Below are 25,249 nucleotides of genomic sequence, written 5' to 3'. Positions count from 1 at the left end.
CTCGTTGAAACGCGTTGTTTCAGGACGTTAGATGTGCGCCAGATGATTGTTTTTCGGGCGGTCGCGGCGGTTATCATAACCAATTTCAGCAATCAGTGGCATGAAACCCTCGCAATATTAAATAAGAAGGAGCGACGCGTGAGCGAGAGCTTAATTAAAGCGCTGCAGGATCCGGCAGTCTATGGACATCCCGTCACACAGTTTCAACTCGTCGAAACACATATCTCCTGGGTCATCCTGACTGGGCCATACGCCTACAAAATCAAGAAACCCATGGATTTCGGCTTCCTTAACTTTACCGACTTGGAGCGCCGTCGCTTCTATTGCGAGGAAGAACTGCGGCTTAATCGTCGCCTTGCCCCAGAGATTTACCAAGGGCTGGTCAGAATTACCGGCTCGGAAGCGGAGCCTTCCATTGACGGCGATGGCGACGTAATTGAATACGCAGTCAAAATGAAGCAGTTCAACCCTGAAGACCTGCTCAGCAAGCTACCTAGTGACTCTGATAAGTTGCCCCGTTACCTGGACGCCCTCAGCCAGCAACTGGCGGACTTCCACATGCAAGAGTCCGCTGTCGCCGACAGCAGCTGTGAATTCGGCGACCCTGAGCAAGTATTCGCGCCAGTGCAGCAGAACTTCGATCAAGTCCGTCCCATGTTGTCGGACCCCGCGGAGTTACGGCAACTGGAATACATCGAAGGCTGGGCGCAAAGCACCTACGAGCGCCTGCGTCCGTTTCTGCAGTCGCGTAAAGACAAAGGGTTTGTGCGCGAATGTCATGGCGATGTGCATCTCGGCAACGTGACCCTGTTTGAAGATAAAGTCACCCTGTTTGACTGCATTGAGTTTAACGAGGACTTTCGCTGGACGGATGTCTACAACGATCTCGCCTTCCTGATGATGGATCTGGAAGATCGAGGCATGAAACATCTGTCCTACCGGTTTTTGAATAAATACCTGGAAATTACCGGCGATTACGTCGGCGCAGAGTTGCTGCCTTTCTATAAGTCATACCGCGCCATGGTGCGATGTAAAGTTGCGTTGTTTACCCTCGGCGCGCCAGGGCTGAGCGAAGAAGCCAAGGCGGAACAGGTGCGCAAATATCGCAAGTACCTGGAGTTGGCGGAAAGCTATATGGATGTGCCGACACGCTTTTTACTTATTACCCACGGCGTCTCAGGCACAGGCAAATCCACCATCACCTCTCGACTGCTGGAACGCTTAAGCGCCATTCGCTTGCGTTCGGACGTAGAGCGCAAGCGCCTGTTCGGCTTTTCTCATCTGGATAACACTGGCGCTTCCGGCAGCGATCAGGGCATCTATAACAAAGACGCCTCTATTAAGACTTACACCCATCTCGCCGACACCGCTCGCGCCCTGCTGCACTGTGGAGCGGCGGTTATCATCGACGCTACCTTCCTTCGCTACGATCAACGCCAGCAGATGGAAAAAGTGGCGGAAGAAGAAGGCGTCCCGTTCGCTGTAGTGGACTGCCGCGTGCCATTGGATGAAATTGAACGTCGTCTAAACCGCCGCAAGGAAAAGAACGACGATCCTGCGGAAGCTGATGTGGAAGTTATGCACAAGCAACTCACCCGGGATGAGCCATTCCAGGAGGACGAACTGCCTCATGTGCTAGTGGTCTCCACGGATAGCTCAGAGGACATCCACACTCTGACTGAAAAGTTAGTACAACGTCTTGGCGCAGCATAAGCTGCGCCGCTTCCCTCCTTATCCATTGCAATTGCGTCGTTTTATCGTTCCGTTTTGTTACGGAACACTACATGACTTGACTTAAACCTCTGTCTATACTGCGATTATGCGTCGTTACAATAACGGCGTCCCGAATAGCGTTTACTCAGGGCGGCGTTATCCGCCCAATCGCAGAATTGTTTCCGGAGGTGCAGCTCAATGGAACGGGTCAAGATAATAGATCACCCTCTTTATCAACTGCTTCGTTCTGAGAAGGTCGAGGAGTTCAATAAGCAGAAACAGTCATCCCCTGTTCCCAGCTTTGAGCTCTGTGATTTTCGTGGCCTGGATTTACGCGGGCTTGATGCATCGGGCCTGGATCTTAAGGGCGCGTACTTTCGTGGTGCGGATCTGCGTGGCATCGATTTCCGCAAAGCGGATCTGGAAGGCGCCAGTATCGCCAGCACCAAAATCTCAGGCTGTTATTTCCCTGAAGAGCTGTCTCCAGATGAGATTGTAATGTCAGTCACCCATGGCACGCGCCTACGCTACCGTCGTTGAACCGGAACCGGACCTATGTTTTTACTTGGTGAACACGTGGCCTCCGTCGAAGGCCTACTCGAATACGTAAACAGCTCCGCGCGCAGCCTGCAAAGATTGCTTCCTCCCAGCCCTAACAATCTAGAGCTGTACCCCGGCACAGACCTGTTCAGGCGTGTCCCCCGCGGCCATTTGTGCCTGGTGAGACGAGGCATGCTCTCAGCCGTCATGGATAACCGCGTGGCTTATATTCTTCAACCTGGAGATGTCGCTGGCATTGAAGGCGGCATTAAAGCGGCGACTGTCAGCTATGTGTGTGAAGACCCGGTAGAGCTGGATTGCTTTTCTCCCGTCGCTTTTCAGGAGCTGATGAAAGAAAACCAGCAACTCTCCAACACATGGCAAAGCTATGTCGTTGGTCTGATGACCCTTTTCAGCCACTCCTACGGCGATATCAGCAAAGAACAACACCGCCCCCAGGCCGGTTTTACTCGCTACAAGCCGGGGGATGTCATCATTCGCCAGGGCGAAGAAGCAGACAACGTCTACACCATGATGATGGGCGACGCGAAAGTCTTTATCGATGATCAGGAAGTCGGAGAAGTGCACGAAGGGGAAATATTCGGCGCTATCGCCGCGCTGACCAATGCCCCTCGCAACGCCACTGTTGTAGCGGGGAACTCATGCACGGTCATGGCGGTGCCGAAATCCCAGTTCGTCAGCCTGATTCACGCCCATCCGGAAACCTGCTTCCATTTACTGGAAAATATGGCTCGGACCATCAACGACCTGAACCGCCGCCTGACTGGCGATTCCGCTGCGCTCTAGCCTTATTCATGGCGTCACGAAAACTGCTGGGCGCAGTGCCGGCGTGTGAGCTGGATCAATTAGACGACAGCGCCTGCCGAGGCCTTCAGTTAGCTGGACACAGCGTTTTTGTCGTCAAGCAACGAAACGCCCTTTTCGCCTACATAAATAGCTGCCCACATTTAGGCATAGAGCTTGAGTGGATGCCTGACCAGTTTCTTGACCGAGCCCGGCAATTTATTCACTGCGCTACACACGGCGCGCTGTTTCTGATCCATTCAGGAGAATGCATCAGCGGCCCATGCCAGGGGCAATCCCTTCAGCGGCTGGACATGGAGCGCAGTGATGATGAGTGGCGCTTTTACCTGCATAGCTGACGCCGTATTAAAACGCCTCTGGATCGAACGGAATCACCTCTAGTTTCTGGGAAAGCCTTACTTCCCCGGGCTTAATCTCTGACTTATACGCCAACACTTCCACGCCTGCCTCAATGGCTTCCGTCAGCAAAACCCCATAGCGGGCGTCGATATGTGACGCGGGACTCACCACGGTAATACCGCTATGGTTGACGCAAAAGACCAACGCAGCCCGCTTTCCGCTTCTCACCACGGACATCAGCTCTTCCAGATGCTTTTGCCCCCGCGTGCTGACGGCATCGGGAAAGTAGCCGCGCCCATTAATGCAAAGGGTGACGTTTTTCACTTCTACATAGCAGTCGGGAAGCTCCGAAGAACCGGAAAGCATCCAATCAGCCCGGCTGTTTTGATCGCCGAATTTCACTTCCGCCTTCTTCAAAGGATATCCCTGCAACTCCTTGATCACTCCAGCGTCAATGGCCTCGCCCACAAGCTGATTTGGACGCGCCGTGTTCACGCATGCGAACTCTCCGGCCGGGGTCTCCACCAGCTCCCATGTATGCCGATATTTACGGGCGGGATTGCCGGAATCGCTGTAGTACACAAGACTCCCTGGCTCAGCGCACCCCGTCATCGCCCCCGTATTAGGGCAGTGGATGGTCAGCTCGCCGCCATCGTGAAGCTGGATATCCGCCAGAAATCGCTTGTATCGTTTTAGCAGCCGTCCAGGCGTTGAAACTGTATCTATTTTCAAAAAAATGACTCCTTATTCGCACTGATAAACACCGAAAATAGCAATCGCATTAAATTGGGCTACTTTGAAATAAATAAGGGTTGGCGATCAGTTCAGTTATCTGCTATGTTTCGCTCGCTTAAATCCTGACAAATCGCGAATATTAGCAAATATAAGTCCAGTGCGGGCGCGGGAGCCTACACTACTTTTGAGAAGTGACTAGACGAGGCAGAAGATATGCCAAATGAAAAAGCGGGTAGCGCTGGTAAATTCACGAATTTTACTCCGTATGAAATTGGTGAAAACGAAGAATACATGAGCCCTCCTCAGCTGGAGCATTTCAAACAGATCCTGCTGGACTGGAAACAAGAGCTCATGGAAGAAGTAGACCGCACCATGCACCATATGCAGGAAGACGCGGCCAACTACGCAGACCCAAGCGATAGAGCAACTCAGGAAGAAGAATTCAGCTTGGAACTACGCACTCGCGACAGAGAGCGTAAGCTGATCAAGAAAATTGACCAGACTATCGATCAGATTGATCGGGAAGATTACGGTTTTTGTGAATCCTGCGGCGTGGAAATCGGTATTCGCCGTTTGGAAGCCCGCCCAACCGCCACATTGTGCATTGATTGCAAAACACTGGCGGAAATTCGGGAAAAGCAAACCGGCATCTAATCCGGTCTCGCCCGCGCCTCCATGCAGGCAGTCTCTTCGGATATCTATCGAGGGCGTTTCGCGCCCTCTCCCACAGGCCCTCTTCACTTCGGCTCATTGGTCGGCGCGCTGGCCAGCTATCTTGATGCGCGCAGTAAACAAGGCGTCTGGCTCGTTCGCATCGAAGACATCGATCCACTACGGGAAGTCCCCGGCGCCGCTGACAGCATTCTGCGAACACTTGAAGCTCACGGCCTGCAGTGGGACGAAAGCGTTATCTATCAATCGCACCGCCTCTCTTCCTACACTGAGCTACTCACGCAATTGCTTGCGAGCGGTCACGCTTACCCCTGTCCTTGCAGTCGCAAAGAGCTGTCTGCACGACAGGGTCGCCACCTGGACGCCTGCCGCTTACGCCAAACGCCCCCAAACGCCGAATACGCTTACCGATTTGCCGTAACCGATGCGGAGCATAGTTTTCATGACCTGATACAAGGCGTCGTCCCCTACCATCTCCATGGAGAACTGGATGATTTTGTCATTCGGCGTAAAGAAGGCTTTTTCTCTTACCAACTGGCGGTGGTATGCGACGACTTAGCGCAGGATATCAGCCATATTATTCGCGGTTCCGACTTACTTGACTCCACGCCATTGCAATATCAAATGTATAAAGCACTGGGCAAAGAGTCGCCGCAAGTCGGACATTTCCCGGTCGTCGTCGATGCTTCCGGCGCCAAACTCAGCAAGCAGAACCTGGCCCCCGGGCTGGATAACCGGCAAATCATGAGCAACCTCAGAGCGGCGGCAGCGGCGCTGTTGATCGATAACGCAGAGCTGGCGCAAGCCGAAACGCCTCTGGAGCTCCTGCCACAACTAACGCTAAACTGGTCCCGCGACAAGATCCATGGACTACGCAGCGTTCCCCTGCCTGAGATAACCGGCGCATCAAGCGCTTAAAACCTGTTACTCTGCTTTTGCCCACTTATATTTAATAAGTACGCGAAAACAACCAATTGGGAAGCCAAAAAGGTATTTTGCATGCTCCCGTTTCCTCCAGTAACATGGACAAACCTAGTCTTCCGGGTATTTTGGTAACGCGGTCTATGTATATTTATCGCTTGGTGTTTCTGCTGATTTTAGGCGTCTACATTTTTTCACCCGTGATCATGGACTGGTGGATCGCGCCGGGTAGCGCCTGGTACAGGCCATACATTATCTGGTCTCTGCTGATCGTCGTCGCATACTGGTTAGAGCGAAAGCGGGGACCGAATGAATTTTAGCGCCTGGAGCCTGCTCGCCTACGGAGCCCTGTACCTCAGTGCATTGTTTGGCCTGGCTTATATCACCGAGCGCGGCTGGATACCTTTACGCTGGGTCCGGCACCCCGCCACCTATGTTTTATCTCTCGGCGTCTACGCCAGCGCCTGGGCGTTTTACGGCTCCGTCGGCCTGGCTTACGAATTCGGCTACGGCTTTCTGGCTTTCTATCTGGGGGTTTGCGGCGCTTTTCTTCTTGCGCCAGTGTTGCTGATTCCTGTTCTGCGGGTCACCAAATCCTATCAACTTTCTTCAGTGGCGGATTTATTCACCTTCCGCTACAGAAGTCAGGCGGCAGGCACCATCAGCACACTCTTCATCAGCTTCGCTTCACTCGCGCTGCTGGCGTTGCAGTTTCAGGCGCTCGACAACTCCCTGCATGTTCTAGCGCCGTCTCAGGACACACGGATAGTCAGCCTGCTGTTCTGCGCCATGATCATTTTCTTCGCCATCTTTTTCGGCGCCCGCGGACAAACTCGCGCGGAAAGACACCCCAGCCTGATCGTGGCGATTGCGCTAGAAGGCGGTCTCAAGCTGGTGATCATACTGGCGCTGGCCATATTGATCGCCTATCAGGTGTTCGGCGGCTTCGGCGAAGTGAACAGCTGGCTGCAAGAGAACGCGCAACGCATCAGCGCCATGGAGCGCCACTTAGAGGAAGGGCCCTGGCGGGCGATGCTGCTGATATTCTTCGCTTCCGCCTTGGTGATGCCGCACATGTTTCATGTCACCTTTACGGAAAACCTGAATCCCACTGCACTTTACAAAGCGAGCTGGGGACTACCGGTGTACCTGCTCCTGATGAGTCTGCCCATCCCTATTTTCATGTGGGCGGGCATCAAGCTGTCCGTTCCCACAACACCGGAATTTTTTATTCTCGGCCTGGGCCAGGTGCTCAACGCCCCCTGGATCAGTATTGTCGCCTTTCTTGGCGGACTGACCGCCGCCAGCGGCTTACTGATCGTGACCTGTCTGGCGCTGGCCTCGATGATGCTCAATCATGTCATCCTCCCCGTATATCAGCCTTTGTCCCGCGGCAATATCTATTCCTGGCTGACCTGGGTAAGACGCGGCTTGATCTTGTTTATCCTCGGCTCCGGCTACCTGTTCTCTCTATTCCTGGACAACCGCTTTTCCCTTTCCGAGCTGGGCATACTGGCTTTTTCCGCTGGCCTGCAGTTGCTGCCAGGGGTGATGGCGGTCATCTATTGGCCCCTGGGAAATCGCAACGGATTCATCAGTGGCTTATGCGCCGGCGTAAGCTTGTGGTTCGTCACCATGCCATTACCCATCTTGTTCGGTGTAGACGTGTTCTCGGTCAATCCATGGCGCGACAGCTACAGCTTCAATCCTGACGATTGGCACTACTATGTGATGGCGTCCCTGACCCTGAATATTTTCGTTTTCGTCATGGTCAGCCTGTTTACCGACGCCTCTCAGGCAGAAGCGCGCTCCGCCCAGGCCTGCTCCGTCGACACACTGATGCGTCCATCACGACGCGAATTGGTCGCCACCAGCTCCGAGCAGTTTAAGGACTTCCTGACAGAGTCTCTCGGCCGCCAAGCCGCCGAAAGAGAAGTGAATCACGCCCTCGCGCAGTTGCAGTTGCATGAGGTCGAGTACCGCCCCTATGCGCTACGCAGGCTGCGCGATCAGATCGAAGCCAATTTGTCAGGTCTATTAGGTCCGGCTCTGGCGCAGGACATCGTCAAACAGAATCTCAGCTTCAAGCCCGCCACCAGCGTTGCGCCCGCTCAGGACATTTACTTCGTTGAGAGCAAGCTGGAGGAATACCATAACCGCCTCAGCGGACTTGCCGGCGAATTGGATACGCTGCGCCGTTACCATCGGCAAACCTTACAAAATCTACCTATCGCCACCTGTTCTTTAGGCGCTGATCTTGAAGTGTTGATGTGGAATCACGCGATGGAGCAGCTGACGGGAATTCCCGCTCCGCAGGTCATCGGTTCACACATCAGCGCCATTGCCAAGCCCTGGTCCACGCTGCTCTTTAGCTTCGCTAATGCGGAAGAGCGCCATGTCTCCAAGAAGCGCCTGGACATTAACGGCGCACCACACTGGTTCAATCTGCACAAAGCCGCGATTGAAAGCGATGGCGCATCGGGCGCCGGACAAGTGCTGCTTTTGGAAGATTATACGGAGACCCAGTTACTGGAAGACGAGCTGGTTCATAGTGAGCGCCTCGCTTCCGTGGGGCGTCTTGCAGCGGGGGTCGCCCACGAAATTGGCAACCCGGTAACGGGCATCGCCTGTCTTGCCCAAAACCTCAAACTCATGACCAGCAACGAAGAAGTGCTGGAGACGGCGGGACATATTCTTGTGCAGACCCAGCGGGTCTCCAGAATTTTACACACCCTGATGAATTTCGCCCGCTCCGGCAATTACACCCAGTCCGCCCAGCATGGGCCGACGGAGTTAAAACGTTGCGTCGACGAAGCGATACACTTACTCTCCTTATCCACTAAAGAGCCACAGGTGCTCTACGTCAACGAAGTGGACGAAACGGTAAAGGTAATGGGCGACGGACAACGTCTGGTGCAGGTTTTCGTCAACTTGCTCAGCAACGCCCGCGACGCTTCGGAGGCTTCAGCCAATATCTGGGTGAGAGCGTCGCTGCAACAATATTCCATCCATGTTGAAGTGGAGGACGAAGGCAGCGGCATCAGCGGCGACCAGATAGATCACCTGTTCGAGCCCTTCTATACCACCAAAGGCCCCGATAAGGGTACTGGTTTGGGGCTGTCTCTGGTGTACAGCATTATAGAAGAGCACTACGGCCACATTCGGATAGAAAGTCCGGCGGATAAAGAATCCGGCAAAGGAACCCGGGTCATTATCGAACTACCGGCTTATCAGTCCGACTCAGAAAGTATCTCTGCAGAGTTAACGGAAACTTAAGCTATGGCTTTAATCTTGATTGTAGAAGACGAGAGCATTATCCGCTCCGCCCTGACGCGACTCTTACAGCATAACGGTTACGCCGTCGCCGAAGCGGACTCCGTTGATCGCGCTCTGGAAGTTGCGGAGCAAAGCAAACCGGATTTGATCATTTCCGATCTGCGTCTTCCCGGTCGACCCGGCACCGATCTGATTCAGGCGACCGAGACTCCCGTCCTGATCATGACCAGTTACGCCAGCCTGCGCTCCGCCGTGGATTCTATGAAACTCGGCGCGGTGGACTATATCGCCAAGCCTTTCGATCACGACGAGATGCTGGCGTCGATCAAATCCATCCTGGATCGGCGCCCCGCCAAGCCCTCGCCTCCCAAACTCGAAGCGGAAAACGCCTCTGCGCGCGCAGACATCAATGATCTGATGTTCGGCGAATGCACGGAAATGCTGAAGCTGTTCGATTTGATCGGTAAAGTCTCCCCGACCGACACCACCGTACTGATTCAAGGCGAGTCAGGCACAGGTAAAGAACTGGCCGCACGCGCCCTGCACATGTTGAGCCGACGTCGGGAGGGCGCTCTCATCTGCGTCAACTGCGCAGCGATTCCAGAAACACTGATTGAATCCGAGCTATTCGGCCATGAGAAAGGCGCGTTTACGGGCGCTGTGGGCGCGCGTAGCGGCCTGATAGAGGCGGCTGACGGCGGCACCTTATTTCTCGACGAAATAGGCGAACTGCCACTGGAAGCCCAGGCGCGTTTGTTACGGGTTCTCCAAGAGGGCGAGATTCGTCGGGTCGGCTCCACCCAGTCCAAACGCGTGGACGTGCGCCTCATCGCCGCAACGCACCGTAACCTCAAGGCAATGACCAAAGTGGGCGAGTTCCGGGAAGACTTGTTTTACCGACTGAACGTCATGCAGCTCCGCATCCCCCCATTGCGGGACCGGGAGGATGATGTCATCGGTCTGGCTAAAATGCTGCTGGCTAAAATGGGCGAGCGTATGGATAAGCCCAACCTCAAATTCGATAAGGACGCCCTCACCCTTATTCGTCGCTATCAGTGGCCAGGCAACGTGCGAGAGATGGAGAACGCCGTCGAGCGCGCCGTCATCCTCTCGGACAGCGACCACATCGGCAAAGACCTGCTGGCGATTGATCTGGAGGGAGAGCTGGATATCCCCGAAGGTATGCTGAGTATGGATAACCCCGCCAACTCCAAAGGCGCGGATAAAGGCACGGATTTGTCATTAGAGGACTATTTCCAGCACTTTGTACTGGAAAATCAGGACACCATGAGCGAAACCGAGTTGGCCCGCAAATTGGGCATCAGCCGCAAAAGTTTATGGGAGCGTCGACAGCGTTTGGGCATACCGCGCACCAAAAAAAGCGCTAAGTAACACTTTTTCCAGCCAGCCCGGTTCATCCGGGCTGCAATACCCCACACTTTCCTTTCTCACGCCCCAAATCGTTTCTTTTTGATCGATATTTAGTCGGTCGCGCGCATTTATTGCTCACAACCTAAAATTGTTACGCTAAGTTGACTTGCATATTCACTAATGTGGGCCATAATTTTGATTAAAAAACAGTCTAAATGCGCCTCGCGCCCCTCTTTGTGACACCAACTGCGGTTGAGTTGTTACCCAGCGTTACTTTGGGGAACACCAGGATGCCCTTTCAGTGGGCATTGGTAACACTCAGGTAAGCAAAAACACGTATGACTTTTGAACACTCGCAGCTACATTGCTGTTTTATAATGTTTTTTTAATTTTCTGGCACGCCCCATGCTCTCTTACAGTGCAAAATAAAAATAAAAATGCACCGAACTGCACAAATAAAAATAAAAAAGCAGAGTGAACAAAAAGAACAACCCAGAACAAAAATAAAAATACGGGTGGCGAACTGATTGTTTTGGATGCCGAGCTTTTTAGTGGTATTTCAAGGTATGGGTAGGGTGTCTAGTATTAAAAAGAACCACGACAGTGGACATTCTAGACTTAAACAACACTATCCAAATCCCTATTATCACTCGAAGTATTCAAAGCGTTCCGTTTGTAACTAATCCTCTAGGCTCTAATTGTGGAGCGACCAATCGTTTGGGACCAAGACAAAAATAAAAACAAAAAATCGTCTAACCTTCTTCTCAGTGGGGGAAAGCAACATTGCTTTCCCCTTAGTTATTCTCCCCTCTCCTCATTTTTTCCTTAAATTTCCGTCTTTTGTCGACTAATGCCCCATCAAAGCTATGCTTAAAGCATATTGGGTCTGAGCACCTTTCAGCCGCATTCCACCACGTATGAGGCACGGCTTTTGCTGTCGCAATATCCGTTACAAAAGAGTACACTCCGGCCCTCGAAATCATTGGTATTGATAGACACAAGATCGTCATGCTGAAAAAGTTAATGGGCCTGATAAAACCGGGACGCAAAGAAGCCGGCGCAAAACCTTTGAAACTGCGAATCATCCCCCGCGACAGCCATACAGTCTCACGCAAGCAGATCAGCCCTGCGGCGTTGAAAGTTCTCTACCGCCTGAACGGCGCCAACTATGACGCCTTTCTAGTCGGCGGCGGCGTGCGCGATTTATTACTGGGCGAACAGCCCAAAGACTTCGACGTCGCCACCAGCGCAACCCCAGAACAAGTGCGCGAGCAGTTCAACAACTGTCGCCTGATCGGACGTCGTTTCCGCCTCGCTCATGTGCGCTTCGGTCGTGAGATCATTGAAGTCGCCACATTTCGCGCCGGTCATCAAAATGCTGGCGAAGACGACGGCGACGCGGTCACCAGCGACTCAGGCCAGATACTGCGCGACAATGTCTACGGCAACCAGGAAGAAGACGCGCTACGCCGTGACTTCACCGTTAACGCGCTTTATTACTGCGTCAGAGATTTCAGCATTTATGACTACGCAGGCGGCATCGAAGACATTGAACACCGGGTTCTGCGCCTGATCGGCGACCCTGAAACCCGTTACCGGGAAGATCCCGTGCGCATGCTGCGCGCAGCCCGATTCGCCGCAAAACTGGATTTTTCAATCGAAGAACGCACCGCCAGCCCCATCCTGGATCTAGGCCCCTTGCTTCTCAACATACCCTCTGCGCGTTTGTTTGAAGAAGTTCTGAAGCTGTTCTTATCCGGTAAAGCCGTACGTACATTCGAAATTCTGCGCCAGTTCGACTTATTCAAATTCCTGTTCCCAGAAACTGACCGCCTGCTGGAAAATGAGCACCCCCATGCGGAGAAACTGATCCTGCAAGCGCTGCGCAACACGGATAAGCGAATCGCCCAGGACAAGCCGGTAACTCCTGCGTTTTTATACGCGGCCATGTTGTGGTCGCCAATGCAAAGACTGCAGCAGCGCTACCAAGACGACGGCTTGCCTCCCATGCAGGCTATGCACAAGGCTATCGACAAAGTGCTGGCGCAGCAGGTCAAGCACACTGCGCTGCCGAAGCGTTTCAGTCAGCCCATGCGTGAAATCTGGGAATTGCAGCTTCGACTGCCCCGCAAACAAAGCAAACGTCTGCAGAGCCTGGTGGAACATCCCCGCTTCCGCGCCGCCTACGACTTCCTGGTCTTGCGTGAACAAAGCGGTGAAGACCTGCAAGGACTTGGCGAGTGGTGGACGCGCTACCAGGAAGCCGATGACCAGGGGCGTAATAAATTGCAGCAGCAAGGCCCTAAACGGGACGGCTCCGGTGGACGCAGACGTCCGCGCAGACGCCCACGCCGCACCAACAACAGTGCGCCATCGCAATGACACTCTGCTATGTCGGCTTGGGTAGTAACCTAAGCCAGCCTGAGCAACAGCTGCGCCAAGCGCTAAGCGCGCTGGAAGATATATCCAGCGTCCAGTTGCTGCAGGCGTCCAGCCTGTATCGCAGCGCGCCCCTCGGCGCGCCTGACCAGCCCTGGTATGTCAACGCGGTCGCGCAACTGGAAACCAGCCTGGAACCTCTCGACCTGTTGCGAGAGCTGCAAACTATTGAGAACAATCAAGGCCGCGTACGCCAGGGCGAACGCTGGACTCCCAGAACCCTGGATCTGGATTTGCTGTTATTTGGCGATGAAACTCTGAACAGCGAAGTACTGACCGTACCTCATTACGCCATGCACGAGCGTAACTTTGTTATATTTCCCTTGGCTGAAATTGCGCCGAATTGCGTTATTCCGGGCATTGGATCGATATCCGCTCTGCTTGCGACATTGCCGCAGGAAGGCATTGAGCGTATTCAGTAGGACGAAACGTCTCCTCAACGCATCCGGGACTTTATTCACACCAGGTTTCCATTTAGTCTATTGCCTCCAACAGTACAGGATGATTGCATGTCCATCACTCTGAGCACCCTCCTGGACCTCAAGAAGAAATCCGAAAAATTCGCGGTAATGACCGCCTATGACGCCACCTTCGCCTACGAAATGGATCAGGCTGGCGTTGAGGTGATATTGGTCGGCGATTCACTCGGCATGGTTTTACAGGGTCACGACAGCACGGTTCCAGTTCGCCTGGAAGACATGGTTTACCACACAGCGTCAGTCAAACGCGGCGCGCGCAACGCGTTCATCATCGCAGATATGCCTTTTATGAGTTACGGCACGCCGGAACAGGCGATGGCCGGAGCCAGGCAGCTCATGCAAGCAGGCGCGCACATGGTGAAACTGGAAGGCGGAGCCTGGCTTTGTGACGCCATTGCACATCTTTCCCGCCAGGGCGTCCCGGTATGCGCTCATTTAGGGCTAACGCCACAGTCCGTCAACAAGTTCGGCGGCTATAAAGTGCAAGGTAAAGAAGCAAGTCAGGCGCAGATGATGCTGGACGACGCCAAGGCATTGGAACAAGCCGGCGCTGACATAATATTGCTGGAATGCGTCCCCACCAAACTCGCCAAGCAATTGACGGAAGAAGTCAGCGCGCCGGTCGTCGGCATTGGCGCAGGGCCTTACACTGACGGGCAAGTGTTGGTGATGCACGATCTTTTAGGAGTCGGCGCAGGCAAGAAACCGAAGTTCGTCAAAAACTTCCTCGCCGGTTCCGATTCCATTCAAGCAGCGTTTAAAGGTTACGTGGAAGCCGTTAAGAGCGGCGCATTTCCGGCGGAGGAGCACAGCTTCAACATATGATCACCATCCACAGGGTTAAAGATCTGCGCGCCGCAATCCGGCAGCAGCGTACGCAAGGGAAACGCATTGGACTGGTGCCCACCATGGGCAACTTGCACGCAGGGCATGTCAGCCTTGTCAAACAAGCCAAGGAATTGTGCGACTATGTGGTAACGTCCATTTTCGTTAACCCGTTACAGTTTGGGGCAAACGAGGATCTGGACAAGTATCCGAGAACCTTGGACGCAGACAAAGAAAAGCTGGTCGCCGCTGGTAATCACCTTTTATTCACCCCGGAAGTCAGTCAGCTGTACCCAGAGGGACTGGAGCGCCATACCAAGGTTATTACACCCGCGCTGAGCGAGCTCCACTGCGGAGCCAGCCGGCCCGGACACTTTACTGGCGTAACAACCGTCGTATCCATGCTGTTCAACATGGTGCAGCCGGATGTCGCCATATTTGGCGAAAAAGACTTTCAGCAACTGGCGGTCATTCGCAAGATGACTCGCGATCTCTATCTCCCTATCGTCGTTGAGAGTGGTTCCACCCTCAGGGAAACGGACGGTCTGGCGATGAGTTCCCGCAATGGCTACCTTTCCGCCGAACAACGCCAAACGGCGCCATTGCTGTACAAGCTCCTGCAAGAAAGTGCGGAGCAGATTGAAAATGGCGACAAGGACTTCGCCGCAATAAGCGCAGAAGCCAACAATAAACTGACGCAAGCCGGTTTCGTTCCTGACTACTTCAATATCGTGAACAGCGACACTCTGTCTCCGGCGGTCGCCAGCGACAGGGACATCACGATACTTGCGGCGGCCTACCTGGGAACGACAAGGCTTATCGACAACATCAGCGTACACCTAGGTTGATATCCATCATCAATCCCAAGGAAATTCAAAACAATGCAAGACACGCCTCAAACGCTTAACGATAAGGCAAAAGAAAGCTGGCGGGCGTTGCAGCAACATGCTGCAGATACCGCCAACGACCATATTCTGGATTACTTTCATCGCGATCCCGCCAGAGTCCAAAGCTACTCTCTCAGTGCTGCGGGACTCACTCTGGACTACTCCAAGAACAGAGCAAACTCCGCTACGTTGGAAAAGCTGGTAAAACTGGCTGAAGACGCAGGAATGAGAAAGTCCATCGACGCCATGTTCGCTGGCGAGCCGATCAATCACACGGAAGGCCGCGCGGTGCTTCATACCGCACTGCGCAGCAGTTCCGATACGCCAGTGCTGGTGGATGGCCAGGATATCAAACCCGAAATCCGCAGCGCCCTGGCGCAAATGGAGCAGTTCGTCAGCAAGGTTCACCGTGGCGAATGGTTAGGTTACAGCGGCAAGCCGATCAATGATGTCGTCAGCATCGGTATCGGCGGCTCCTATCTGGGGCCTCGCGTTGCGGTAGAAGCACTGCGTCCTTACTGGCAGGAAAACATCCGCTGCCATTTCGTCTCCAATGTGGACGGCTCTGATATTGCCTACACCCTGGAGAACCTGAATCCAGAGACCACGTTGTTCATCGTCCAGTCCAAGTCTTTCACGACTCAAGAGACACTGGCGAACTCCATGACCGCTCGCGAATGGTATTTGCGCGAAGGCGGTTCTGAGACGGGACTGAGCAAGCATTTTGTCGCAGTTTCCAGCAACGTGCAGCGCGCCCGTGATTTCGGTATCGATGCGGAAAATGTATTTCCGATGTGGGACTGGGTGGGTGGCCGCTACTCTTTGTGGTCCGCCATTGGCTTGCCCATTGCGCTGCAAGTTGGTATGAAGGCCTTCAGAGAGTTGCTCGCCGGCGCAGAAGCCATGGATCAGCACTTCAAAACTGCGCCGCTCGAGCAAAATATGCCCGTATTGATGGGCATGCTGGGCATTTGGTATCACAATTTCCTGGGCGCGGACAGCTACGTTATCCTGCCCTATGACCAGACGCTTGAGAATCTGCCTGCGCACCTGCAACAGGTTGATATGGAAAGCAACGGCAAAGGCGTCAACCGTTCAGGCGTTGGCGTCGACTACGCCACGGGCCCTATTATCTGGGGCGGCGCCGGCACTAACGGCCAGCATGCCTATCACCAGTTACTGCACCAGGGCACACGCTGGACCCCAGCGGACTTCATTCTGCCGCTGAAATCCCACAAGCCCGCCGGACGTCATCACGCCATGCTTGCCTCCAACTGCTTCGCGCAGAGCCAAGCATTGATGTGCGGCAAGTCTCTTGAGAAGGCTCGTCAGGAGCTGCTTGATGCTGGCATGTCATCAGAGCGCGCGGGGGAACTGGCTCCTCATAAAGTGATTCCCGGCAACCGTCCCAGCAACACGCTGGTGATGGATGAAATCAATCCGCATACGCTCGGCGCGCTGATAGCCCTGTATGAGCAAAAAGTTTTCGTGCAGGGAGTTATCTGGAATTTGAATTCTTTTGATCAGTGGGGCGTGGAGCTGGGCAAACAACTCAGCGACAGTATATTGCCCATGCTGCTGGACACCGGCGCGTCGACGGATGCGCTAGATCCGTCCAGCGCGGCGCTGGTGGAGAAATTCCGCAAAGCTAACGGTTCCGGGAGCTAACTCTCCCGGATTCCGCTAGAAAGTCTGGTCGCGCCAGCTAAAGGCGACTCTATGTAGTCGCTGGGCGCGATCATACTTTTCCCACAACTCCGCGTAGGAGACGTTCAAGGCCGGGTGGCGTTCATTGGGCACAAGCTCCGCCAGGGGCAGCAAAACATAAGCGTTCTCTGTTATTTCACCCCGCGGAAGCGCAATCCCCTCCACTTCTCCCACTACATCTCCATAGGTAAGGATATCGATATCCAGCGTGCGCCCAGAGTGCTTAGACTCCAAACCCGTACGCCCGCTGCTCGCCTCAATCTGCTTCAAAGTTCGCTGCACTGCGCCAACCGGCTCCTCAGTGTGAAACGCCGCCACCAAATTGATAAAGGCGTCGCCGGCGAACCCAATCGCTTCCGACTCATATACAGGCGATAAACGCAAATCCTGAAAATGCGCATCCAACGCGTCTAGCGCCAGAGCAATATTCTTATCCGGGTCGATATTGCTGCCAATACCAACAACCACTTTAACCACTCTTGCGAGCTCCTCTTTCAATTCTTACTCCCACGCTACGCGCTTCCGCGACAGCGCCGGGCTTTCGGATCGTCAGACGCAACCAGGGCGCGCCAAACTCTTTCTGCAGCAATTCAGCAAACCGCTCCGCCAGAGTCTCAATGAGCTGAAAGCGACTGGCTGCGGCATATTCACGCAAACGCTCGCTGACGGCTGCATAGTTCAGGGTGAGATCAAGGTTATCCTCACGCGCCGCACCAGAAATATCGCATCCCAGCTCGATATCAACAAAAAGCCGCTGTTGATATCCCTTCTCAAATTCGTAAACGCCGATTATGGCGTCTACCTGCAAACCTTCAATAAGTACTGTATCCATGACACCTAACATACGCCGTCGTCTATACGCAGGGAAAGAAGCGCTCCCTAGCGACCAAAGGGGTGTAGACAAGCAACCTCTATTATGGCTCATAATCTACGCAGTCTGATCTATTTTAAGCCGCAGGGGGCCCATGGAGCATCCTTTTCAACTTCTCATGGCGACATCCATCGCCTACCTGCTCGGCTCCATCATGGGCGCCTATTGGGTATGCCGTTACTTTCAGCTCCCCGATCCCACCGAAGCAGGCTCCGGCAATCCTGGCGCGACCAATATTTACCGCCTCGGCGGCCCTATTCCCGCCACACTTACTTTATTCTGGGACGCAGCCAAAGGCGCCGCCGCCGTCTGTATCGCAGCCATGCTTGGGCTTTCGCCCTATGAACAAGGCGTCACCGCCGTAGCGGCGATTGTCGGCCATATGCTGCCGGCATTCCATCACTTCAAGGGGGGTAAGGGCGTCGCCACGGTGCTGGGAGCGGGGCTGGCGCTGGCCTGGCAAACCACACTCGCTTTGACGCTGGTGTGGGCGGCCGTCGTATATTGGAAGCGGATCTCGTCCCTTGCCTCACTGACCGCCGCGGTAATGGCTCCCTGGGTGGCATGGCGACTTAATCCAGAGCATCTCGCCCTATTCCTCATATTGGCGCTGTTCATTCTGATTCGACATAGAGAGAACATCATCAATCTGGCCAAAGGCAAAGAGCGCTCGCTTTAATCTCCCGCCGCCCTTAACCCTTGATTGAAGGCAACTCCACCAAAGGCCAGCGTGGTGTGGCGACAACGCTAAGATCTCCTCGTTGTCCGGCAGCCAGACGCTGATAGCCGGCGTAAGCGATCATCGCACCGTTATCCGTACAAAATTCCGGCCGGGCATAATAGACCTGCGCTTTTTCACCTTTGACCATTTGTTGCAACTTTTCCCGCAGGCGGCGATTCGCGCTGACCCCGCCAGCCATGATCAATCGTTTCAATCCAGTCTGTTTGAGCGCCCGACGACACTTGATCACCATAGTCTCCACCACGGCTTCCTGAAAGCAAGCGGCGACATCTGCACGTAAATTGTCGTCAACGCCGCCACTGGCTTCCGCCTCCTGAAGAGTATTCAGCGTAAACGTCTTAAGTCCGCTGAAACTGAAATCCAACCCGGGGCGATCCGTCATCGGGCGCGGAAATTTGAATCGTTGCAGGTTCCCCTGCTCCGCCAACTTGGCGACTTGAGGGCCGCCGGGGTAATCCAGGCCAAGCATTTTGGCTACTTTATCGAAAGCTTCCCCTGCGGCGTCGTCCACAGACTCCCCTAAAAGCTCATATTCGCCGACGCCATCGACCCGCACCAATTGCGTATGGCCACCCGAGACCAAAAGGGCGACAAAAGGAAATTCCGGTGGATTTTCTTCTAACATGGGAGCCAACAAGTGCCCTTCCATATGATGGACGCCAATAGTAGGGATATCCAAAGCGTAAGCCAGCGCCGAGGCGATAGCGCCTCCCACCATTAAAGCGCCAACCAGCCCTGGACCCGCCGTATAAGCGATAGCATCGACATCGCTTTTGCCGAAGCCCCCCTGACTTAATACCTCTTCGATCAAAGGAATCACTTTTCGCACGTGATCGCGAGAGGCCAGCTCCGGCACTACGCCGCCATAATCCGCATGCAACTTGATCTGACTGTACAGCGTGTGAGCCAACAGTCCGCGCGCTCCGTCATACAACGCAATTCCGGTTTCGTCGCAGGATGTTTCTATGCCCAGTACTAACATGTTACGTTCCGCCATTATCAAATCGCCGCACAGGTCGGCCACCATAATTATCGGGGAGCCCTTAATCTCGCCGATGTCAGGACAGTACAATAAAAGCCAGTTAAGCGCCCAAACATCTGACAGCAGCGACCAGCAGGGCCACTCGCCCAAGCCGGGCATCTTATAGCCATCGTGACAACTATTCCATTCCAAATCGCCTTTAAATTGGGCGCCGCTCGCGCAGATTTGTTAGAATTTATACAGGCCAACACCTTTACAAGGGCAACCTAACGGGATTACAATGCGCGCCCTATTTGTGTTGACACAATTTTAACCAATTCGGTTTTTACAGATCATAGAGAGGGGATATGCCTTCCGTAAAAATTAAAGAGAACGAGCCATTTGACGTTGCCCTTCGCCGCTTTAAGCGTTCATGCGAAAAGGCGGGGATCCTTTCAGAAGTACGTCGTCGCGAGTTCTACGAGAAGCCGACTTCAGAAAGAAAGCGCAAGTTGGCTGCAGCTGTAAAACGTCACGCGAAGAAAGTTCAGCGCGAACAAAGACGTTTCGAGCGCCTGTACTAATCGAATTACGCCCGCGTTGACCTGGTCTTAATACTGTTGAGACCGGGTTGTTGGCGTTAATACGACTTTTACAAGTCTCGCATTTTCCAGTTCTAGTACGCTTATATATCCAAATACGGACAGAGACAATTCGATCATGTCATTGAAAGACAGTTTAACCGAAGCCATGAAATCGGCCATGCGCACCAAGGAAAAAGACCGCCTTGGAGCCATTCGTTTGATTCTGGCGGACATTAAACGAATCGAAGTGGACGAGCGCATTGAAGTTGATGATGCTCGAGTTCTCGAAGTACTGGATAAAATGGCGAAACAACGCAAAGACTCCATCTCTCAATTTTCCGCCGCTGGCCGGGACGACCTGGTCGCTAAAGAACAGCTTGAGCTGGACGTAATTCAGGGCTTTCTACCTGAAGCGCTCAGCGAAGAAGAACTTGATCAACTTATCGAGACTGCGGTAAGCGAATCAGGCGCGGAGTCGATACGCGATATGGGCAAGGTAATGGCGGTCCTGAAGCCACAAGTTCAGGGACGTGCGGATATGGCGGTCATCGGACAAAAAGTTAAAAAAGCTTTGTCCTGATCCCTTCTGCGACTATCTTAATCACCCAAACGCTTTTCTATATTACGGCGACCTGTTTCAGGACTTCGCCAGGTCAGAGTGGTTGCAGGCATCGCCCTGCAACTAGACTTTCTTACTTGATAGAGTAAAGTCATGGCCGGTCTAATCCCTCAAGTATTTGTCGACGACTTACTTTCTCGGGTTGATCTTGCCAGCCTCATCGCTGAGCGGGTGAATCTCAAGAAATCCGGCGCAACCTATCAGGGTCGCTGCCCGTTTCATGACGAAAAGTCTCCCTCCTTTCACGTATACAACGAAAACCACCCTGCGCATTATCACTGCTATGGCTGTGGAGCCCACGGCGACGCCATCAATTTCATCAAGGAAACTGAGCACCTTTCCTTTAACGAAGCTGTTGAGCAACTGGCGAAGCGCTGCGGCGTGGAAGTACCTCGCGATAGAGCGGCGGAGCAGAAAGTAAGTCAAAACAAATCGCTGTATGACGCATCCTCTCATGCGGGTGCGGCGTTTCGTCAGGCGCTGGGGAGCCATCCGCAACGCGGAATCGCTCAGGAGTACCTGAAACGCCGAGGTATTTCTACCGAAATGGCGGATTTATACGGCATAGGTTTCGCGCCAGCGCAGCGACAATTTCTTAGCGGCTCTAGCGACCGCAGCCTGATCAAGGCGCTCAGCACGCTCCGCTTGGTGATAGAAAAGGAACAGGATCGTTTCGATATGTTCCAAAACCGCCTCATGTTCCCTATTCGGGATACCCGGGGTAGAACTATCGCCTTCGGCGGCCGCACTCTTGGCAATGACCGTAGTAAATACATCAACAGCCCAGAATCGCCCATATTCCATAAAAGCAATGTGCTGTATGGGTTATGGGAAGCTCGTAAGCAGTCACGCAAGCTTGAACAGCTGATTGTGGTCGAAGGCTATCTTGACGTTATTTCGCTGGCCCAATTTGGCGTGGTTAATGCTGTCGCCGCAATGGGAACCGCCACCAATGAGGACAATTTAAGTCACCTGCTGAATACCAGTCAGGATATTGTCTTCTGCTTCGATGGCGACAAAGCTGGTTTGGCGGCTGCCGATAAGGCGCTTAATAACTTGCTCCCCATGTTTCAGGATGGCTACAAGGTCAGCTTCTTGATTCTCCCGGAGGGCGAGGACCCTGATACATTTGTCAGAAACGAAGGCGCGGATGCATTCCGCGAGCGCGTCGCCAACGCCACGCCCCTTTCAGAATATTTTTTCCAGGCCATGAGCCGTGGCCTGGACCTGTCCATTGCGGAAAACAAAGGCATACTGTCCACTCAGGCCCGCACAGCGCTAAAAGTCATCAATGCGCCTGTTCTAAAAGATGCTCTTTACCAACGCCTAAATGAACTGACGCGCTCTTCCCGCTGGGGAGACCGCCAAGGCAAAAATGGCGGGGGGGAGTGGAAAAAAGGCGACTGGAAAGGCAAAAAAGGATTTTCGTTTCAGAACCGGGACGAGCCTCGTGAAGAGCCCATCCCTGTACCCAATCGCATTGCCGCCCGCGCCTGCCTTGGTTTGTATGTCAATCCATCCTGGGCGAAGGAAATCTCAAACACTCTGAATTATGAGATTACTCAGGACGACGAAAGGGCTCTGACTTACTTTCTGGAGTGGCTGCTTAAGGAAAATATCGAGACAGCGGAAGATCTGCTTTACCGGTTGGCGGTTGATCCACACCAACAAAGACGCTTCAAAAACCTGTTCAATTCCTTGGAGCATATCTTCGGTGCAGAGGAAATTGAGGCGGGAGCCCAGGAAAGTTTATTAGTGCTCAAAAGAAAATATTTCGACAGATCTTTTGACAAAATTCATCAGGATCTTTCAAGAGACCCTAAAAACAAGGAGTTACACGAAAAATTCAGAACAATGTCGAGCGAAAAAATGGCGATGATCGCCACACCGAAATCTTAATCTTGTGTGGACTTGAAAATTTTTAAGTCGTCTCCACATAGGGTTTCTAGCGCGCAAACAGTATACAGGCTATAATAGCTGTTTGTTTTTCTCCCATTAAGCCACCGAATTCGTAGGGTGACTATGTCAGGCAATTCCCGAAAATCTCGATTGAAAGAACTCATCGCCCGCGGCAAAGAACAAGGTTACCTAACATACGCAGAAGTTAACGACCATCTGCCAGAGGATATAGCAGATCCGGATCAGGTGGAAGACATTATACGCATGATTAACGACATGGGTATCATGGTCTGCGAAGAAGCTCCAGATGCGGATACCTTGTTGATCACCGATGGTGATTCCACTGATGAGTCTGTAGCAGCGGAAGCTGCGGCGGCGCTTGCCTCTGTCGAAAACGATGTAGGTCGCACTACTGACCCAGTGCGTATGTACATGCGTGAGATGGGTACGGTTGAGCTGCTGACTCGTGAGGGTGAGATCCAGATCGCCAAGCGCATCGAAGAAGGTTTGCGCGATGTGATGGCCACGCTGGTTTACTATCCTGGCACGGTTTCCAACATTCTTGCCGCTTTTGACGCCACACAAGGCGAAGATGGCGGTCGCGTCTCCGACGTCATCACAGGGTTCCTTGACCCCGTTGAGGACGGCGTCATTCCTGAAGCTAACGAAGAAGTAGAGTCCGACGACATCGACGAAGATGAGGATGAGGACGAAGAAGCGGAAGAAAGCTCAGGCAAGGACGACGCTAAAGCCAAAAAAGACCTCGACGATGAAGAGGACGAAGAAAGCGAGGGCGACGACAACAGCGATAGCGACGACGACAATGACAGTGGCCCCGACCCTGAAATTGCGCGCGGCCGTTTTGCTGAATTGCGCGAAGCCTTTAACACTCTGAACGCCGCCATCGACAAACATGGTCGCGCCAGCCGTGAAGCACAGGAGTGCTTTGACGAGGTCAGTCGTATATTTGCTCCCTTCAAGCTGGCGCAAAAGCAGTTCGACGAAATTATCAATACGATCCGCATCACTAACGACAGTGTCCGTAAGTACGAGCGCGAGATCCTGAATATCTGTACCCGCGACTGCAAAATGCCGCGCAAGAACTTCATCAAGATGTTCCCCGGCAATGAGACCAACCTTGAATGGGTCAAGGGTCTGGCTGCAAGAAGCGAGGAATGGGCTAAAACAGCGCAAACCAAGGAAGAGGAAATCACTCGCCTGCAACGTCGCATCGTCAGCATTCAGAATGACGTTGATCTGCCTGTTGCGGACATCAAGGAAATCCACCGTCGTATCTCCATTGGCGAAGCGAAAGCACGTCGCGCCAAGAAGGAAATGGTGGAAGCCAACTTGCGTCTGGTTATCTCCATCGCCAAAAAGTACACCAACCGTGGTCTGCAGTTCCTGGACCTGATTCAGGAAGGCAACATTGGTTTGATGAAAGCGGTAGACAAGTTTGAGTACCGTCGCGGATACAAGTTCTCCACTTATGCGACTTGGTGGATTCGTCAGGCGATCACGCGTTCTATCGCTGACCAGGCCCGCACTATCCGTATTCCGGTGCACATGATTGAGACCATCAATAAGCTGAACCGCATTTCCCGTCACATGTTGCAGGAAATGGGCCGTGAAGCGACGCCGGAAGAACTGGCGAAGAAGATGGACATGCCGGAAGACAAAGTGCGTAAGGTCCTGAAAATCGCCAAAGAGCCCATCTCCATGGAGACGCCAATCGGTGACGACGAAGATTCGCATTTGGGCGATTTCATCGAAGATTCTCATGCAGAGTCTCCGATTGATTCAGCAACCACTGAAGGCCTGAAAGAATCCACTCGCCGCGTACTGGCTGGTTTGACCGCAAGAGAAGCCAAAGTACTGCGTATGCGTTTCGGTATTGAGATGAATACGGACCACACTCTGGAAGAAGTCGGCAAGCAGTTCGACGTTACCCGTGAGCGTATCCGTCAGATCGAAGCCAAAGCCCTTCGCAAGCTGAGACACCCAAGCCGCTCAGACCATCTGCGTAGCTTCATCGACGATTAATCGAAAGCTAGCAAAATACTGGCGCCAACTATATCTGAAAGGTATAATTGGCGCCCTCTCTTCCCCGGACCTCTTAATTCGGGACTTCTGAGAAATCAGAAACACTATAAGGGCCTATAGCTCAGTTGGTTAGAGCAGCGGACTCATAATCCGTTGGTCCCAGGTTCAAGTCCTGGTGGGCCCACCAATTTTTATCTTCTATAACAGCGGCTGTGGCGTAAAGCATAACTTGTCCGAGACTGACATTTTATGGTTTACGTTAAGCATAACGTGTCTCAAAGCTCACTTATCTCTTTGTTTTATAACCGGTTTTTATTTTGATGTGAAGTATGGCGTATCCCCATACGCTCAATGACTTTCTTGGCAGCCACCTCTAAAGTGCTCCGACTAAGATCTGTAGTGGTCTAATAGTCCCGGACACGTTAATAAGAGACAATACCCGTCAACGATTAAGGTGTCAGCATGAGTCAGAAAAAGTCGTATAAGCAGTATACAAAAGAGTTTAAAGAGGAGGCCGTTTCCTTGGTCCGCGACCAAGGTTATTCCGTCCCAGAAGCGGCTAAATCCCTCGGCATTAGCGCCAATATGCTCTACAAGTGGAAGGAAAAAATTGAAGCTCAGCTTGAAAATCAGGTTCTGGCTGAAGACGAGCGCGCCGAGTTAAAACGGCTTCGCAAAGAAAACAAAGAGCTGCGCATGGAAAAGGAAATTCTAAAAAAGGCTTCAGCCTTCTTCGCGAAAGAAATGAAATAAAGTTCGCCTTCATTCAGGCAGAGTCGAATCGCTTCTCTGTGAAAGGGC

General features: G+C 53.1%; 23 protein-coding genes, 1 tRNA gene and 1 pseudogene. 21 read left to right on the top strand and 4 right to left on the bottom strand.

All coding sequences use genetic code 11. From position 1 onward, the window contains the following. Positions 1-138: 138 nt before the first annotated feature. From KP814_RS29000 to KP814_RS28985, 4 genes are all read left to right on the top strand, one after another. Complete coding sequence (locus KP814_RS29000; protein ID WP_371824100.1) at positions 139-1,713, top strand: AAA family ATPase; 1,575 nt, start codon at positions 139-141, stop codon at positions 1,711-1,713. 198 nt (positions 1,714-1,911) lie between these two features. Then, on the top strand, positions 1,912-2,253 hold the full coding sequence (locus tag KP814_RS28995; RefSeq protein WP_216740041.1) for a pentapeptide repeat-containing protein: 342 nt from the start codon (positions 1,912-1,914) through the stop codon (positions 2,251-2,253). 15 nt (positions 2,254-2,268) lie between these two features. Beyond that, positions 2,269-3,060 carry a cyclic nucleotide-binding domain-containing protein gene (locus KP814_RS28990; RefSeq protein ID WP_216740040.1) on the top strand — a complete coding sequence of 264 codons (792 nt, stop codon included), beginning with the start codon at positions 2,269-2,271 and terminating at the stop codon, positions 3,058-3,060. Positions 3,061-3,068: 8 nt separating this feature from the next. Continuing rightward, on the top strand, positions 3,069-3,416 hold the full coding sequence (locus KP814_RS28985; protein WP_216740039.1) for a Rieske (2Fe-2S) protein: 348 nt from the start codon (positions 3,069-3,071) through the stop codon (positions 3,414-3,416). 7 nt (positions 3,417-3,423) lie between these two features. Here KP814_RS28985 and sfsA read toward each other — a convergent pair whose 3' ends face one another. Continuing rightward, positions 3,424-4,149 carry a DNA/RNA nuclease SfsA gene (gene sfsA / locus KP814_RS28980; RefSeq protein ID WP_216740038.1) on the bottom strand — a complete coding sequence of 242 codons (726 nt, stop codon included), beginning with the start codon at positions 4,147-4,149 and terminating at the stop codon, positions 3,424-3,426. Positions 4,150-4,365: 216 nt separating this feature from the next. Here sfsA and dksA point away from each other — a divergent pair, with 216 nt between their 5' ends. The 10 genes from dksA to pgi all read left to right on the top strand — a co-directional run bounded on the left by dksA (position 4,366) and on the right by pgi (position 16,690). Beyond that, a complete protein-coding gene (dksA, locus tag KP814_RS28975) occupies positions 4,366-4,806 on the top strand; it encodes an RNA polymerase-binding protein DksA (protein WP_127973692.1) in 441 nt (146 codons plus the stop codon). Between the two features lie 21 nt (positions 4,807-4,827). After that, complete coding sequence (gluQRS, locus tag KP814_RS28970; protein WP_216740037.1) at positions 4,828-5,742, top strand: tRNA glutamyl-Q(34) synthetase GluQRS; 915 nt, start codon at positions 4,828-4,830, stop codon at positions 5,740-5,742. Positions 5,743-5,888: 146 nt separating this feature from the next. Continuing rightward, positions 5,889-6,065 (top strand): hypothetical protein, encoded by a 177-nt coding sequence (locus KP814_RS28965; protein ID WP_216740036.1) that lies wholly within the window; start codon positions 5,889-5,891, stop codon positions 6,063-6,065. Continuing rightward, positions 6,055-9,021: a sensor histidine kinase gene (locus KP814_RS28960; RefSeq protein ID WP_216740035.1), complete on the top strand. Its 2,967-nt coding sequence runs from the start codon at positions 6,055-6,057 to the stop codon at positions 9,019-9,021. The genes KP814_RS28965 and KP814_RS28960 overlap by 11 nt, the downstream gene beginning before the upstream one ends. A gap of 3 nt (positions 9,022-9,024) precedes the next feature. Continuing rightward, complete coding sequence (locus KP814_RS28955; protein WP_216740034.1) at positions 9,025-10,413, top strand: sigma-54 dependent transcriptional regulator; 1,389 nt, start codon at positions 9,025-9,027, stop codon at positions 10,411-10,413. A gap of 987 nt (positions 10,414-11,400) precedes the next feature. Then, entirely contained in the window at positions 11,401-12,774 is a 1,374-nt protein-coding gene (pcnB, locus tag KP814_RS28950) for a polynucleotide adenylyltransferase PcnB (RefSeq protein ID WP_216740033.1), read from the top strand. Beyond that, complete coding sequence (gene folK, locus KP814_RS28945) at positions 12,771-13,253, top strand: 2-amino-4-hydroxy-6-hydroxymethyldihydropteridine diphosphokinase (RefSeq protein ID WP_216740032.1); 483 nt, start codon at positions 12,771-12,773, stop codon at positions 13,251-13,253. The genes pcnB and folK (KP814_RS28945) overlap by 4 nt, the downstream gene beginning before the upstream one ends. An 87-nt stretch (positions 13,254-13,340) precedes the next feature. After that, entirely contained in the window at positions 13,341-14,135 is a 795-nt protein-coding gene (gene panB, locus KP814_RS28940) for a 3-methyl-2-oxobutanoate hydroxymethyltransferase (RefSeq protein WP_216740031.1), read from the top strand. Then, a complete protein-coding gene (gene panC / locus KP814_RS28935; RefSeq protein ID WP_216740030.1) occupies positions 14,132-14,983 on the top strand; it encodes a pantoate--beta-alanine ligase in 852 nt (283 codons plus the stop codon). The genes panB and panC overlap by 4 nt, the downstream gene beginning before the upstream one ends. A gap of 33 nt (positions 14,984-15,016) precedes the next feature. Continuing rightward, positions 15,017-16,690 (top strand): glucose-6-phosphate isomerase, encoded by a 1,674-nt coding sequence (gene pgi / locus KP814_RS28930; protein WP_216740029.1) that lies wholly within the window; start codon positions 15,017-15,019, stop codon positions 16,688-16,690. 15 nt (positions 16,691-16,705) lie between these two features. Here the strand turns inward: pgi and folK (KP814_RS28925) are convergent, their stop codons facing one another. Both folK (KP814_RS28925) and folB read right to left on the bottom strand, forming a co-directional pair. Beyond that, complete coding sequence (gene folK, locus KP814_RS28925) at positions 16,706-17,227, bottom strand: 2-amino-4-hydroxy-6-hydroxymethyldihydropteridine diphosphokinase (RefSeq protein WP_216740028.1); 522 nt, start codon at positions 17,225-17,227, stop codon at positions 16,706-16,708. Further along, positions 17,199-17,561 (bottom strand): dihydroneopterin aldolase, encoded by a 363-nt coding sequence (folB, locus tag KP814_RS28920; protein WP_164887393.1) that lies wholly within the window; start codon positions 17,559-17,561, stop codon positions 17,199-17,201. The genes folK (KP814_RS28925) and folB overlap by 29 nt, the downstream gene beginning before the upstream one ends. A gap of 133 nt (positions 17,562-17,694) precedes the next feature. Here folB and plsY point away from each other — a divergent pair, with 133 nt between their 5' ends. Then, complete coding sequence (plsY, locus tag KP814_RS28915; RefSeq protein WP_216740027.1) at positions 17,695-18,279, top strand: glycerol-3-phosphate 1-O-acyltransferase PlsY; 585 nt, start codon at positions 17,695-17,697, stop codon at positions 18,277-18,279. Between the two features lie 13 nt (positions 18,280-18,292). Here the strand turns inward: plsY and tsaD are convergent, their stop codons facing one another. Beyond that, the gene (gene tsaD, locus KP814_RS28910; protein WP_216740055.1) at positions 18,293-19,324 is read right to left on the bottom strand and encodes a tRNA (adenosine(37)-N6)-threonylcarbamoyltransferase complex transferase subunit TsaD; all 1,032 of its coding nucleotides are present in this window, start codon (positions 19,322-19,324) and stop codon (positions 18,293-18,295) included. A gap of 347 nt (positions 19,325-19,671) precedes the next feature. Here tsaD and rpsU point away from each other — a divergent pair, with 347 nt between their 5' ends. The 6 genes and pseudogenes from rpsU to KP814_RS28880 all read left to right on the top strand — a co-directional run. After that, positions 19,672-19,887: a 30S ribosomal protein S21 gene (gene rpsU / locus KP814_RS28905; protein ID WP_011399974.1), complete on the top strand. Its 216-nt coding sequence runs from the start codon at positions 19,672-19,674 to the stop codon at positions 19,885-19,887. Positions 19,888-20,023: 136 nt separating this feature from the next. Next, positions 20,024-20,467, top strand: coding sequence for a GatB/YqeY domain-containing protein (locus KP814_RS28900; protein WP_216740026.1), 444 nt, complete (start codon positions 20,024-20,026; stop codon positions 20,465-20,467). Between the two features lie 132 nt (positions 20,468-20,599). Continuing rightward, positions 20,600-22,405 carry a DNA primase gene (dnaG, locus tag KP814_RS28895; protein WP_216740025.1) on the top strand — a complete coding sequence of 602 codons (1,806 nt, stop codon included), beginning with the start codon at positions 20,600-20,602 and terminating at the stop codon, positions 22,403-22,405. Positions 22,406-22,528: 123 nt separating this feature from the next. Further along, entirely contained in the window at positions 22,529-24,448 is a 1,920-nt protein-coding gene (gene rpoD, locus KP814_RS28890) for an RNA polymerase sigma factor RpoD (RefSeq protein WP_216740024.1), read from the top strand. Between the two features lie 110 nt (positions 24,449-24,558). Continuing rightward, positions 24,559-24,635: transfer RNA gene (locus KP814_RS28885), tRNA-Ile, on the top strand. Positions 24,636-24,910: 275 nt separating this feature from the next. Further along, positions 24,911-25,249 (top strand): annotated as a pseudogene (locus KP814_RS28880) (transposase); the annotation flags it as partial.

The organism is Hahella sp. HN01 (assembly GCF_018986435.1).
In the GTDB taxonomy this organism is placed as follows: domain Bacteria; phylum Pseudomonadota; class Gammaproteobacteria; order Pseudomonadales; family Oleiphilaceae; genus Hahella.
Note: the sequence above shows the minus strand (reverse complement) of the source record. Positions and strands in the feature narration are given on the sequence as shown.

Excerpts from the sequence above, each read along its gene's own strand:
- dksA (WP_127973692.1), top strand. The coding sequence starts at position 4,366 with ATGCCAAATGAAAAAGCGGGTAGCGCTGGTAAATTCACGAATTTTACT.
- KP814_RS28990 (WP_216740040.1), top strand. The coding sequence starts at position 2,269 with ATGTTTTTACTTGGTGAACACGTGGCCTCCGTCGAAGGCCTACTCGAA.
- folB (WP_164887393.1), bottom strand. The coding sequence starts at position 17,561 with ATGGATACAGTACTTATTGAAGGTTTGCAGGTAGACGCCATAATCGGC.
- panB (WP_216740031.1), top strand. The coding sequence starts at position 13,341 with ATGTCCATCACTCTGAGCACCCTCCTGGACCTCAAGAAGAAATCCGAA.
- pgi (WP_216740029.1), top strand. The coding sequence starts at position 15,017 with ATGCAAGACACGCCTCAAACGCTTAACGATAAGGCAAAAGAAAGCTGG.
- rpoD (WP_216740024.1), top strand. The coding sequence starts at position 22,529 with ATGTCAGGCAATTCCCGAAAATCTCGATTGAAAGAACTCATCGCCCGC.
- KP814_RS28965 (WP_216740036.1), top strand. The coding sequence starts at position 5,889 with ATGTATATTTATCGCTTGGTGTTTCTGCTGATTTTAGGCGTCTACATT.
- dnaG (WP_216740025.1), top strand. The coding sequence starts at position 20,600 with ATGGCCGGTCTAATCCCTCAAGTATTTGTCGACGACTTACTTTCTCGG.
- gluQRS (WP_216740037.1), top strand. The coding sequence starts at position 4,828 with ATGCAGGCAGTCTCTTCGGATATCTATCGAGGGCGTTTCGCGCCCTCT.
- plsY (WP_216740027.1), top strand. The coding sequence starts at position 17,695 with ATGGAGCATCCTTTTCAACTTCTCATGGCGACATCCATCGCCTACCTG.
- KP814_RS28995 (WP_216740041.1), top strand. The coding sequence starts at position 1,912 with ATGGAACGGGTCAAGATAATAGATCACCCTCTTTATCAACTGCTTCGT.
- folK (WP_216740032.1), top strand. The coding sequence starts at position 12,771 with ATGACACTCTGCTATGTCGGCTTGGGTAGTAACCTAAGCCAGCCTGAG.
- tsaD (WP_216740055.1), bottom strand. The coding sequence starts at position 19,324 with ATGTTAGTACTGGGCATAGAAACATCCTGCGACGAAACCGGAATTGCG.
- KP814_RS28960 (WP_216740035.1), top strand. The coding sequence starts at position 6,055 with ATGAATTTTAGCGCCTGGAGCCTGCTCGCCTACGGAGCCCTGTACCTC.
- panC (WP_216740030.1), top strand. The coding sequence starts at position 14,132 with ATGATCACCATCCACAGGGTTAAAGATCTGCGCGCCGCAATCCGGCAG.
- rpsU (WP_011399974.1), top strand. The coding sequence starts at position 19,672 with ATGCCTTCCGTAAAAATTAAAGAGAACGAGCCATTTGACGTTGCCCTT.
- pcnB (WP_216740033.1), top strand. The coding sequence starts at position 11,401 with ATGCTGAAAAAGTTAATGGGCCTGATAAAACCGGGACGCAAAGAAGCC.
- KP814_RS28900 (WP_216740026.1), top strand. The coding sequence starts at position 20,024 with ATGTCATTGAAAGACAGTTTAACCGAAGCCATGAAATCGGCCATGCGC.
- KP814_RS28985 (WP_216740039.1), top strand. The coding sequence starts at position 3,069 with ATGGCGTCACGAAAACTGCTGGGCGCAGTGCCGGCGTGTGAGCTGGAT.
- KP814_RS28955 (WP_216740034.1), top strand. The coding sequence starts at position 9,025 with ATGGCTTTAATCTTGATTGTAGAAGACGAGAGCATTATCCGCTCCGCC.